Consider the following 12168-nt stretch of genomic DNA (forward strand, 5'->3'; position numbering starts at 1 on the left):
TCCTTAAAATTTCGAGAATTAGTAATATAAATACTAACCTAAATTCACTTAGTGGGTAACGTTAATATAAACGTTAGCGTGGTATCTTTGGTATTGTTAGCTGTAATTGTAAGACCATTTAAGTTACACAAGCTCTGCACAATAGATAACCCTAAACCGTGGCGTTGATTATTAGTTCGTGACGAATCTAACTGATAGAGCGGATCAAAAATAGCGGTCAACTGATCGTGACTTAGTGGCTTGTGTATTTTATTACTAACACAGACAGTAATATTTTTCGTGTTATTTACCGCACTTAATCTAATAGGGTCTTCAGGAAGTCCATAAAATAGTGCGTTATCAATCAAATTACACAAAATAGTATTTAAACTAAATTCGTCAGCCATAAGTGTAAGGTCTTCACTAATATTGCTTCTTAAACGCGATTTAATAGTTGGGTGCTTAAAAGTCAGTTCATTAATAGTTTGATTGACTAAGTTATTGAGGGTGATTGCTTTTATATCTAATTTCATTGTACTGCTGTTTGAACGTTGTAATAACAATAGGTTATTTACTATCGTTTTCATACGCTGTGAAATATTAAGTACATCACTGGTATAGGTGTCGCTAATACGTTTATCGTCAGGGTAGCGAATAGCCACTTCTGAAAGGCTTATGAGTTCAGCTATTGGGGTTTTTAGCTCGTGTGCAATGTCGCTTGTTAGGCGTTTTTCATTACTATAGAGTTGCTGATTAACGGTAATAAACTTATTTAGCTCGTTACGTATGGGTTCTATTTCTTCTACTTTAAAGTCGCTTTCTATTGTTTGCGCAACACCAGTAATATCGAGTAGCTTAATTTGGTCGTTTAAATTGTGTAGCGGGTGCAGGCCTTTATTTACAATGCGTGTCACTAAATAGCGCACACCAAACACACCAAGCACACAGGTTAAAATAAAGACCACATCAATAATAATCAGTACTTTATTAAGTTCGGCTGTCGGCGCTGCAATTGCAAGTGTCATGGTATTAAAAACAGCAGAGTGAGTGGGGTTTCTATCATCTTTTTGGGCTACAAAGTGACTTATAAGTGCGCGGCCATCACGCCCGTTAGGAAGCTCGTAATCTATAATTTTAGATTCGTTTATCGGCATTTTTAAAAAAGGCAGGTTAGCATTTTCATAAAGCGCTAATGAGTCCGAACGCTCAAAAACATCACTGCCATGCCATAGCTGGTAAAACTCAGTGGCATCGGCAGCCTCATACTCCGACATAAACTCACCAGCAAAATCAAATTCAACCACGTTGTTGTCATCTTCAACTAAGGTTTTTAAGTAGTTAGCTTTATTAGTTAAAGACTGATTGAACTGATCTTCCACCCAAGTATCAACGCTTAAATCAACGGTTAAAAATATGGTGAATAAAATAACCGAAAGTACAGCGCTAATATTATTAACGAGTTTACGTTTTATTGAGTGACTTTTATTTTGTTGTTGCGACATAACCAAATCCACGTTTATTTTTTATCGGGAGCTCGCCATCAAACTGTCTTACTTTTTTACGTATGGTTGAGATGTGTGCTTCCAGCGCATTTTTAGAGAGCATATCAAACTGACCTACCACCGCTTCACTTATAAGCTCAAGCCCCAATACTCGCTCTGGGGCGTTAAATAAGCATTCTATTATTTTGTATTCATTACGCGTGAGCTCAATGGCATGTTGCTTGTAGTTAAGAGTTTTAAGGGAGAGATCTAATACGCAATCACCTACGGTAAGGGTATTTTGTTGGGTTTGCAGTGAACCACGACGAAGTAATGCAAGGACGCGAGCATGGAGTTCTTCAAACGAAAATGGCTTAGTTAAATAATCGTCAGCGCCTTTCATAAGGCCGCTAATTTTATCTTGAGGCTCACTTCGTGCCGATAAAATTAGCACACGGCTTTGGCTATTACTGCTGCGCAGTGCTTGTAAAATACTCATGCCATCAACGCTCGGTAGCATTAAATCAAGTACGAGGAGGTCGTAGTTTCCACTCAGTGCCATACTCAACCCTTCTGAGCCATCACCAGTTTCATCTACGGTAAAACCAAGGTTGCTAAGGCCAACTTGCAAGCTGCGTCTTAGTGCTTCAGAGTCTTCAATAACGAGGATTTTCATGTTTACTCGGTTTATAAAAATAGCCTTGTTACTTTAACAAGGCTTTACTATCAAGTCACTTGGTTAATGATACCAACCATTTGTGTAGGCTAGATTACCTAAGTTCGCGTGGGCTAGGGCTTTTCTAACTAGTTGCTCATCGTTTTCACATGGCACAAGCTGGTTATTGCTATATGTATAGGTGGTTGCTGGTTTTTGTGGTTGTAACACCACCACTTTATTATCGTGCATGTAGGCAAAGTTTTTGTCGTATTGCATCATGGCGCGTTGTTTGTTGTCGCTAATTGGCTTTGATAAATCATGGCCTATCATAGGGTGCTTACCACTTGCGCCAATTAAAGACAGTAGAGTAACAGGAATATCGATCTGGCTGGCTAGTTGGCTATCTCGTTTATGAGTAATACCTTTACCAAAAATAACGGCCGGAATTTTAAAGTGATCAACCGGTACTAAACTTGCCCCAGATACGCGTGAGTCGTGATCGGCAATAACTATAAACACGGTATCGTCCCAGTAGCTCGATTTTTTAGCTTTTTCGATAAAGGTGCCTAGTGCGTAATCGGCATACTTGGCAGCATTATTACGAGTTTGTTTTTGTTTATCGTACAGCGTTATTTTATCGTCAGGAAAGTCATACGGGCTATGGTTAGAGCTTGAGAATATAAGGCTAAAAAAGGTTTTTTTTTGATTTTTAAGCTTAGTAAGTTCTATGTCGGCTTGATCGTACAAGTCTTCGTCTGATGCGCCCCACGAGCCATTAAAGTCTATTTTTTTAAAGTTATTTGTATCTACGATACTTTTAAAACCATTGCCTAAAAAGAAGCTTCGCATGTTATCAAAATGGCTTTCGCCACCATAAATAAACTGTGTGTTGTAATTTTGCTTCGCTAAAAAATCAGCAATGGTAAAAAAGTCACGTTGTGATTTATCAAGCTTAACAACCGCACGCGAAGGCGTTGGTGTAAACCCTGTAATTACCGCCTCAATTCCACGCACTGAACGTGTACCCGTGGCGTATAAATTATCAAACCCCCAGCCTTGTTTATAAAGGGCGTCTATATTAGGTGTAAGCGGTAAACCACCAAGCGTGCCTACGTAACGAGCACCTAAACTTTCTTGTAAAATAATGACTAGATTTTTTGGTTTACCTGTATTACTTGCGCCATGAAACGTTTTTGTAGGGGCGGTTACATCATTAAATGCGGCTTGCGTGTTTTGCATGTTACTACGCACAATACTAAGCAATTCATCGGTGGGCATTTTGCCATAATAGTCTTGGCTTGATTGCTCATTAGAAAGTTGCTTAACTGCAAATGCGACGCTATAAAGTGAGTTAAGGGTTAAGTCGTTAAGTAAGTGATCAGTAGAGAACGAGACCATGGCGGGGTTAAGTGGTCTGTGCCCTAATGAGTTACGCGCGCCCAAAATAGTTAAGCATACTAAAACAAGCGCTAAAATTGATTGATTTAAGCCTGTTAGTGATGACTTGCTTTGCCATTGATTGCTAAATACTTTACTTGCAAATTTACAGCTTAAAATAAGTGCTATAACAGCAATAAATACTTCTAACTTATAGCCTGAAAAAATCATTTTTGAGACTTCTTTAGGGTAAATTAAATATTCTATAAATAAGCGGTTAGGGCGTAAATCGTACTCGTTTATAAACGTAGGCGTAATCACTTCAAAAAAAACAAGTAAAGCAGACATTGTCACTAAATAAATTTTAATGAGGCCGCGTACTTTATTTTGCCAACCTACGCTTTGCATCAGTAAAGTAAGTAGTAATGCGGGCATAATAATGTAGCTTAGAGTGGCTATATCAACTCTTAAACCACCTATAAATATAGATAACCACGCATGCGATCCAAATACACGCTCCCCTTGCCATATACTTAATCCAAAGCGAGCAAGTGTTAAAAAGCTAAGTGCTAAAATAGCAAATACAATAAAAATCCATACAGGGCCAAGTGCATTTTGTATTTTAGGTATAAAAGTTAGCTTTATGCCCATAACACAGCCCACCAAATAAGAGCGGCAATTAGCATAGCTATAAACACGCTTGCAGAGGCAATATCTTTAGCGAGCCCCGAAAGCTCATGGTATTCACTGCCAATTCTATCAACTACAACCTCAACTGCCGTATTTACCAGCTCAGCAAATAATACAAAAAGCAGGCTGGCTATAAGTAATAGCTTATCGCTTAGTGCAATTTCTTGTAGCCACACAAACACACCGAGTAACGAAAACAGTGCTAGCTCTTGTTGAAACGCCGCTTCAAATCGACTCATCCATTTTAAGCCGTTAAAAGAATGGCTTAAGGTAAAAATAAGGCGCATTAAGCCTTGGCGTTTTATAACGGTTTTATTGCTCATAATTGTATTTCGCTTGGTGTTGTTTGGCAGCTAGCAAGTAAATCGAGCGATGCTTGATACGTTTTGCTTTTAATGCCAATTAAATTTAAAAGGGTGTGAAAAATATTGTTGTGTGAGCGCGCAGCAGTGGTGTCTAAATTAGCCAAGCAGGTATTGGTAATGCGCTGATTATGTTCATCAGCCCACATATAAAGAGGAACATGCGTTTGTGTGCTAGGTGCAAAGCTATACGGAAAACCATGTAAATAAGCACCGGCTTCGCCAAGTGATTCACCATGATCAGAGACATATAAAAACTGCTTATCTATATTGTTTGGCAGCGCTTCTAATTGCTCAATCACTAGAGCGTTAACAAAGTCACTGTACGCAATTGTGTTGTCGTAGGTATTAACTAATTCATCAAGTGAGCAGTTTTGAATGTCGCTTCTGTCGCACGTAGGCGTAAATTGCTTAAATTTATCTGGGTAGCGTTTAAAGTAGGTTGGTCCGTGTGAGCCCATCATATGTAGGACGATAACGGTATTAGCTTGGCTTAAATTAGCGAGTTTGCGCTTAAGTGGAGCAAGCAGTGCTTCATCAAAACAATATTTCCCATCGCAAAGCGCTGATGGGGTGGTCGGTATATCAATATTAACAACACGGGTGCATACATTTTTACAGCCGCTGTTGTTATCAACCCACAGTACGCCGCTGCCAGCTTGCTGTGCTAAGTCAATCAGGTTTTGTTGGTTGTCGGCTGCTAATCGATCAAAGTTATTTTGTGTTTGCAGTGAAAACATACACGGCACAGACACAGCCGTAGCGGTGCCACAAGACGCCACATTTTTGAAATACGTCACATTGTACTTTTGTGTGTAAGGATTGGTGTTGCGCTTATAACCTTGATAAGCAAAGTTTTTTGCTCGTGCGGTTTCGCCAACAACCATAACTGTTACGCTGGTGGTGTTAGGCGCAATAAGCGTAGGTGTTGCATCTATATTTTTAAATTCCATATTGGTATACAGCAGCTGATCGCGCATATATTTATAACTGCTAGAGAGATACTGAAATGGGATGATTTCTTTTTTTAAAATACGGTTATTACGGCCTGTGGCTGCGTAGTCGGCGTAAAAGTTTACGACCACTAAAGCAATTAATGAGCAGCACGCTACAATAAGTTTTATACGACTAATCGCTTCTTGGTGAGGGCGGGTAAAGTGTATTTTTACTTTGCTTAATATAAAAACAGGTAGCGCACAAAACAGCAGTAGAAAACCTATGAGCTGCGGATTTAAATAGCTCAGTGCTTCGCTTGAATCCGTTTCAAATGTGTTTTGAATCATTGAATAGTCAAACACGACGCCGTAATTTAATGAGCCGTAAAACACAGCGCTCGAAATTATCAGTAAAAAGTAGTTAATTGGCTTTAGTAACCACCTAACCGACACTATCGAAAAGAAAATAATTAAAAGGCATAACAACAGTAGTGGCACTGAAAGTAAAAATAGCCACGAAAAAGATGCAAGGGAGGTGATGGCGCTAAACGAACCTTGAATAAAAGGAATGTTTATAACTAAACAGTAATAACAGGCAATCATCACTACAAAGGCATTTGCACTACAGTGAATGTAAAATCGTTTACTACGATTTGGCTTTTTTTGTGCTGGTGTTTGACTAATGACGTTCATATTTAGGCTCGTTTAAAATAACAACGCCATGCTATGCAACAACACTTAAGAACTGCTTAAGAGAACCTACGCATTACCTGAAGGTGATAAATAATTTTATTTATAAAAATATTCTTAAAAATTAATCAAACCTTAAATAAGGGATATAAGAATAGTGAATTTCTGAGAATGAAATTAGAGCATAAAAAAACCACCACCAGTTTATATAATGAATTTTAAAACCTGATAAATTGCCTTTTAGTCTTTTTGTTAGATTAACTTTGGTGTTGACTTAAAGGGCCTAGCGCGGTACTAATATAAAAAGAGAGTGAAGAGTTAATCTTCGCAATAATTGAACAAAATTTGGTATTAATTACATGCTTACAAATGCACTTAACCTAGTCCTGATTATTATCGTGGTGATTATTCCCGCGAGGGCTTCGTAGTGCTTTAAAAACTTAAGCATTAAAAAGCCCTCCGCACTTAACCGTTCGGAGGGCTTTTTAGTTTTAAGGGTAAAGTTTTTAGCGTAAAAATGTAATTGGGTTGTCACTGAGGAATGAGGGTTTATTAATGACAGGCGCAGAACTAACAATCGATTTATTGACCAAACACGGCGTAAATGAAGTATTTGGCTACCCAGGCGGAGCTATTATGCCAATTTACGATGCGCTGTATGGTGCGCCAGTCAAACACTACCTTACTCGCCATGAGCAAGGTGCAGGGTTTGCCGCTGTTGGTTATGCTCGCAGTACGCGTAAATTAGGCGTGTGCTTTGCAACATCGGGCCCAGGTGCAACTAACTTAATAACAGCCCTTGCTGATGCGATGATGGACTCAGTTCCGTTGTTAGCGATCACCGGCCAAGTGCCTACTGCAGCCATTGGATCTGATGCATTTCAAGAAATAGATGTACTAGGTATGTCGCTTTCGTGTACTAAACATAGCTACATGGTAGAACGAGCTGAAGACTTAGCAGAGATATTACAAGAAGCTATCCATTTAGCGCAAAGCGGCCGACCAGGTCCCGTACTTGTCGATATCCCAAAAGATATTCAAATGGCGCAAGTCCCTTTTAAGCCTTGGCTTGCAGCTGATGAATACTTACCAGAGTTAGATTTAAAGCAAGTTGCTATTGCTAACCAACTGTTGAGTGAGGCTAAACAGCCTGTAGCGTATGTAGGCGGTGGTGTACAAGCTGCTGATGCGCAAGACGAGTTAATGCAGTTTTTAAACAAAACGCAGATGCCAGCTGTATCAACACTTAAAGCGCTAGGCAGTGTGTTACCAGATTACGAGCATTACTTAGGTATGTTAGGTATGCATGGTGGTCAAGCTGCTAATATTGCGGTGCAAGAATGTGATGTACTTGTATGTATAGGTGCACGCTTTGATGATCGCGTAACAGGTAACTTAGCTAAATTTGCAGCTAAAGCAAAAGTAATCCATTTAGATATAGATGCCGCTGAAGTTGGTAAACGAAAACCTGCTAAAGCCTCATTAATTGCTGATTTAAAAACGTCGTTACCCGCACTTGAGTGCTTTGTAACACCTAAAGCCTGGTGTGACACAAATAAAGAAATGAATATTAAGCACGCGTGGCGTTACGACTACCCAGGTGAGAAGGTATATGCACCGTACTTGTTAAACCAATTGAGCCAACGCATGCCAAAAACGGGTGTTGTGTGTTGCGATGTTGGTCAACACCAAATGTGGGTAGCACAACACATGAAGTTTACTCACCCGAGTAATCATTTAAGCAGTGGTGGTGCAGGTACAATGGGCTTTGGTTTACCTGCGGCTATTGGCGCGCAGGTAGCACGCCCTGATGACTTTGTTATTACTGTGTCGGGTGATGGCTCAATAATGATGAATATTCAAGAATTGGCCACTATTCGCCGTAATAATTTACCTGTAAAAATATTAATTTTAGATAATCAGCGCTTGGGTATGGTTCGCCAATGGCAGGAACTATTTTTTGAAGGGCGTTACTCTGAAACTGACCTTTCGGATAATCCAGATTTTGTTCAATTAGCTGCTGTATTTGGTATTCCTGGGCAAACAATTACCCACGCGAACCAAGTTGATGATGCTATTACAGCATTAGTTAACAGTAAAGGCCCGTACATAGTACATGCCTGTATTGATAATAAAGAAAACGTTTGGCCACTTGTACCACCTGGGGCTGCTAACGACGAAATGATGACGGAGAAAGCACAATGAAACATAGCCTAACTATTGCATTAAAAAGCCAAAGTATAGCGGTAGAGCGCTTTTTACGCGTTGTGCGTCATCGTGGTTTTGACCTCACGCATTTTCAGCTCAATATGGATGATGGCTTATACAATGTGGTCATGACGGTAGATAGTGATAAACCTATTCACCTATTAACCAGCCAGCTAAACAAGCTGGTGGATGTAAAAGAAGTCACTTTACAAAATTTACAGCACCAACAGGCTGTGTAATTACGCATTAAAAAATAATTTACGAGTAACTGAGTCACTCGGTTATTCACCAATTTTAGAATGAGGAATGCCCGCTTACATTGCGGCAAAAACTGAGGTAACTATGGCTAAATTAAGAAGTGCAACAACAACTGAAGGACGTAAACGTGCAGGCGCAAGAGCATTATGGCGCGCAACAGGTATGACAGACTCTGATTTTGGTAAACCGATTATTGCCGTAGTTAACTCGTTTACACAATTTGTACCAGGGCATGTACACCTTAATCAGCTTAGTGAGCTTATGGGTGAGACAATAACCCAAGCCGGTGGCGTTCCAAAAGAATTTAATACCATTGCGATTGATGATGGTATTGCGATGGGGCACGGCGGTATGCTTTATTCGCTGCCTTCGCGCGATTTAATTGCTGATTCGGTTGAGTACATGGTAAATGGTCATTGTGCTGATGCGATGATCTGTATTTCAAACTGCGACAAAATTACGCCAGGAATGATGCTTGCAGCACTACGCTTAAACATTCCGGTAATATTTGTATCGGGCGGTCCAATGGAAGCGGGTAAAACTAAACTTGCTAACATCGACATTAAACTTGATTTAGTTGATGCCATGGTTAAAGGTGCTGATGAATCGGTAAGTGATGCAGATTCAGAGCAAGTAGAGCGTTCTGCGTGTCCTACATGTGGTTCGTGTTCAGGTATGTTTACTGCAAATTCAATGAACTGTTTGCTAGAAGCGATTGGTTTAGCATTGCCGGGTAACGGTACCACGCTTGCGACTCATAAAGACCGTAAACAACTGTATGTTGAAGCGGGTGCCCGTATTGTTGATTTATGTCGTGAGTATTACCAAAAAGACAATCAAGATGTATTGCCACGCGCTATTGCCAATAAAACAGCCTTTATGAATGCAATGGTTGTTGATATTGCAATGGGCGGCTCGTCAAATACCGTATTACATTTACTCGCTGCAGCGCAAGAAGCGGGCGTTGATTTTGATATGTCGCACATTGATGCGCTTTCTCGTAAAACACCGTTTTTATGTAAAGTTGCACCAGCAACACCAGAGTACCATATTGAAGATGTCCACCGTGCTGGTGGTATGATGGCAGTTGTTCGCGAGCTTGGTAAAGCAGGTTTAGTTGATATGTCGGTTAATCATGTCGCTGGGTCAACAATGGCTGAACTTGTTAAAAAATGGGATGCAACTGACCCTACGAACGAAGCGGCGCGCAAGTTTTATCGTGCAGGCCCTGCGGGCATTCGTACCACTAAAGCAATGAGCCAAGAGTGTCGTTGGGATGAAGGCGATAACGACCGTGTGAATGGGTGTATTCGAAGCGTTGAACACGCTTTTCGTCAAGACGGTGGCTTAGCTGTGCTTTCGGGGAATTTAGCCGTTGATGGTTGTGTTGTGAAAAGTGCAGGCGTCGTTGACGAAATGCTGCATTTTGAAGGCACCGCAGTAGTGTACGAATCACAAGATGATTCAGTAGAAGGGATTTTAAATAACGAAGTAAAAGCCGGCGATGTTGTTGTTATTCGTTATGAAGGGCCAAAAGGCGGCCCAGGGATGCAAGAAATGCTATACCCAACAAGCTACTTAAAATCGAAAGGCTTAGCTGAAAAATGCGCACTTATTACTGATGGTCGTTTCTCAGGTGGTACTTCGGGTTTATCAATTGGCCATGTGTCGCCAGAGGCTGCAAGTGGTGGTGCAATTGCTTATGTTGAAAATGGCGACAAAATCATTATTGATATCGCAACACGCGAAATTACGTTAGCGCTAAGCGATGAAGAACTTGAGGCACGTAAACAAAAGCAATTAGCACGCGGAAAAATGGCGTACAAACCAGTTGATCGTGAACGTTATGTGTCGTCTGCTTTAAAAGCCTATGCATTACTTGCAACGAGTGCCGATAAAGGCGCTGTTCGCGATTTAGCTAAATTGGAGGCGCTTAGTTAATTATGGTCTCTCAAGAGCTCGATTATTTTCGCGCTATTATTCAAGCAAACATGGAGCCTTTGGCTAAAGTTACTGAGGTTAGCAAAATGTCTGAACTCAGTAAAAAGCTAGGTAACCATGTTTGGTTAAAGCGTGAAGACCAACAGCCCGTGTATTCATTTAAATTACGCGGGGCGTATAACAAATTAAATAAATTACCTAAAGGTTCGGTGGTTATTACCGCTTCTGCGGGTAATCATGCTCAAGGGGTTGCATTAAGTGCATCTCACTTAGGGCATCAAGCCACCATTGTAATGCCAGTAACAACGCCTGAAATAAAAGTAAGCGCCGTACGCGCACTTGGCGGTGAAGTTGTATTACATGGGCATCATTTTGATGCAGCAAAAGCATACGCGCTTGAACTTACAGAGCAACGTAACGGTATATTTGTCCCACCATTTGATGATCCAGACGTCATTGTTGGTCAAGGCACTGTTGCGCGCGAGTTAATGCAGCAATTAAACGAGCTTGATGCTGTGTTTATTCCTGTTGGCGGTGGTGGCTTACTTGCTGGTATGGCGGTTTATATTAAATCGCTGCGTCCAGATATAAAAGTAATTGGCGTAGAAGCCGACGAAAGTGCGTGTTTACAAGCTGCACTTAAAGCGGGTAAGCCAGTAGAGCTTGATCGCGTTGGCAGTTTTGCCGATGGCGTAGCGGTTAAAATTATTGGCACTGAAACATTTCGTTTAGCGCAAAAGTTTTGCGATGAGGTTGTTACAGTAACTAGCGACGAAATATGTGCAGCCATGCAGGATATTTTTGTATCTACCCGTGCAATTGCAGAGCCTTCAGGTGCACTTGCAACGGCAGGGCTTAAAAAGTGGAGCCAACAATCGGGGTTAAAAGGGTTACATTTAGCGGCTGTTTTATCGGGTGCTAATTTAAACTTTGATCGCCTGCGTTATGTGGCAGAGCGTACTGCGCTGGGTGAAAAAAATGAAGCGTTATTAGCCGTTACAATCAAAGAAGAAAAAGGCAGTTTTAAACAGTTTTGTGCTTCTTTAGGTGGCCGTGCTATTACTGAGTTTAACTACCGTTATGCAGGACCTGGTGAAGCACAAATATTTGTCGGTATTGCCCTGCGTCAAGGTGAGCAAGAGCTTAATGAGTTAAAGCAAGACTTAACAAATAACGATTATCAATTTTGCGATCTGTCGGATAACGAACTCGCTAAATTACATGTACGTTATATGGTCGGCGGAAAAGCACCTGAGCAATTGCATGAACGCTTACTTCGCTTTGAATTTCCTGAGTATCCTGGGGCGCTTGCACGCTTTTTAGATACCTTAGGCAGTAATTGGAATATTACTTTATTTCATTATCGTAATCATGGTGGGTCGATGGGGAATGTGCTAGCAGGTTTTGCTATTGAGCCAAGTCAATATGAGGTGTTTAACGAGCATTTAAATCGCTTAGGTTATAGCGTACAAGATGAAACGCAAAACCCGTGTTTTAGCCAATTTTTAACATCAAAACCGCAAGCAGAAAAAGCTGAAAAACTCGCCTCAGTATAATCCTTCTTTAAAGGCAGGCACCTAACTAGGGTG

General features: G+C 40.7%; 9 protein-coding genes. 4 read left to right on the top strand and 5 right to left on the bottom strand.

Going from position 1 to position 12168, the window contains the following annotated elements; all coding sequences use genetic code 11:
* Nucleotides 1–44: 44 nt before the first annotated feature.
* From PALI_RS13465 to PALI_RS13485, 5 genes are all read right to left on the bottom strand, one after another.
* Nucleotides 45–1481, bottom strand: coding sequence for a sensor histidine kinase (locus tag PALI_RS13465; protein ID WP_193156163.1), 1437 nt, complete (start codon nucleotides 1479–1481; stop codon nucleotides 45–47).
* Complete coding sequence (locus tag PALI_RS13470) at nucleotides 1462–2136, bottom strand: response regulator transcription factor (RefSeq protein WP_193156164.1); 675 nt, start codon at nucleotides 2134–2136, stop codon at nucleotides 1462–1464. The genes PALI_RS13465 and PALI_RS13470 overlap by 20 nt, the downstream gene beginning before the upstream one ends.
* Nucleotides 2137–2199: 63 nt before the next feature.
* Entirely contained in the window at nucleotides 2200–4146 is a 1947-nt protein-coding gene (locus PALI_RS13475; RefSeq protein ID WP_193156165.1) for an LTA synthase family protein, read from the bottom strand.
* Nucleotides 4137–4508, bottom strand: a complete 372-nt coding sequence (locus PALI_RS13480; RefSeq protein ID WP_024605310.1) for a diacylglycerol kinase — start codon at nucleotides 4506–4508, stop codon at nucleotides 4137–4139. The genes PALI_RS13475 and PALI_RS13480 overlap by 10 nt, the downstream gene beginning before the upstream one ends.
* Nucleotides 4505–6175, bottom strand: coding sequence for a phosphoethanolamine transferase (locus PALI_RS13485; protein ID WP_193156166.1), 1671 nt, complete (start codon nucleotides 6173–6175; stop codon nucleotides 4505–4507). Before PALI_RS13485 ends, PALI_RS13480 begins: the two co-directional genes overlap by 4 nt.
* 552 nt (nucleotides 6176–6727) lie before the next feature.
* Between PALI_RS13485 and ilvG the strand changes: the two genes are divergently transcribed.
* The 4 genes from ilvG to ilvA all read left to right on the top strand — a co-directional run bounded on the left by ilvG (nucleotide 6728) and on the right by ilvA (nucleotide 12135).
* On the top strand, nucleotides 6728–8377 hold the full coding sequence (gene ilvG, locus PALI_RS13490; protein WP_077536262.1) for an acetolactate synthase 2 catalytic subunit: 1650 nt from the start codon (nucleotides 6728–6730) through the stop codon (nucleotides 8375–8377).
* Nucleotides 8374–8619 (top strand): acetolactate synthase 2 small subunit, encoded by a 246-nt coding sequence (ilvM, locus tag PALI_RS13495; RefSeq protein WP_096792339.1) that lies wholly within the window; start codon nucleotides 8374–8376, stop codon nucleotides 8617–8619. The genes ilvG and ilvM overlap by 4 nt, the downstream gene beginning before the upstream one ends.
* A 103-nt stretch (nucleotides 8620–8722) precedes the next feature.
* On the top strand, nucleotides 8723–10579 hold the full coding sequence (gene ilvD / locus PALI_RS13500; RefSeq protein ID WP_096794061.1) for a dihydroxy-acid dehydratase: 1857 nt from the start codon (nucleotides 8723–8725) through the stop codon (nucleotides 10577–10579).
* A gap of 2 nt (nucleotides 10580–10581) precedes the next feature.
* Nucleotides 10582–12135 (top strand): threonine ammonia-lyase, biosynthetic, encoded by a 1554-nt coding sequence (ilvA, locus tag PALI_RS13505; protein ID WP_193156167.1) that lies wholly within the window; start codon nucleotides 10582–10584, stop codon nucleotides 12133–12135.
* The last annotated feature ends 33 nt before the right edge of the window (nucleotides 12136–12168 follow it).

The organism is Pseudoalteromonas aliena SW19 (assembly GCF_014905615.1).
Classification (GTDB): Bacteria; Pseudomonadota; Gammaproteobacteria; order Enterobacterales; family Alteromonadaceae; genus Pseudoalteromonas; species Pseudoalteromonas aliena.

Coding starts and splice junctions, on each gene's coding strand:
- ilvD (WP_096794061.1), top strand. CDS start 8,723: ATGGCTAAATTAAGAAGTGCAACAACAACTGAAGGACGTAAACGTGCA.
- PALI_RS13480 (WP_024605310.1), bottom strand. CDS start 4,508: ATGAGCAATAAAACCGTTATAAAACGCCAAGGCTTAATGCGCCTTATT.
- ilvA (WP_193156167.1), top strand. CDS start 10,582: ATGGTCTCTCAAGAGCTCGATTATTTTCGCGCTATTATTCAAGCAAAC.
- PALI_RS13470 (WP_193156164.1), bottom strand. CDS start 2,136: ATGAAAATCCTCGTTATTGAAGACTCTGAAGCACTAAGACGCAGCTTG.
- PALI_RS13485 (WP_193156166.1), bottom strand. CDS start 6,175: ATGAACGTCATTAGTCAAACACCAGCACAAAAAAAGCCAAATCGTAGT.
- ilvM (WP_096792339.1), top strand. CDS start 8,374: ATGAAACATAGCCTAACTATTGCATTAAAAAGCCAAAGTATAGCGGTA.
- PALI_RS13465 (WP_193156163.1), bottom strand. CDS start 1,481: ATGTCGCAACAACAAAATAAAAGTCACTCAATAAAACGTAAACTCGTT.
- PALI_RS13475 (WP_193156165.1), bottom strand. CDS start 4,146: ATGGGCATAAAGCTAACTTTTATACCTAAAATACAAAATGCACTTGGC.
- ilvG (WP_077536262.1), top strand. CDS start 6,728: ATGACAGGCGCAGAACTAACAATCGATTTATTGACCAAACACGGCGTA.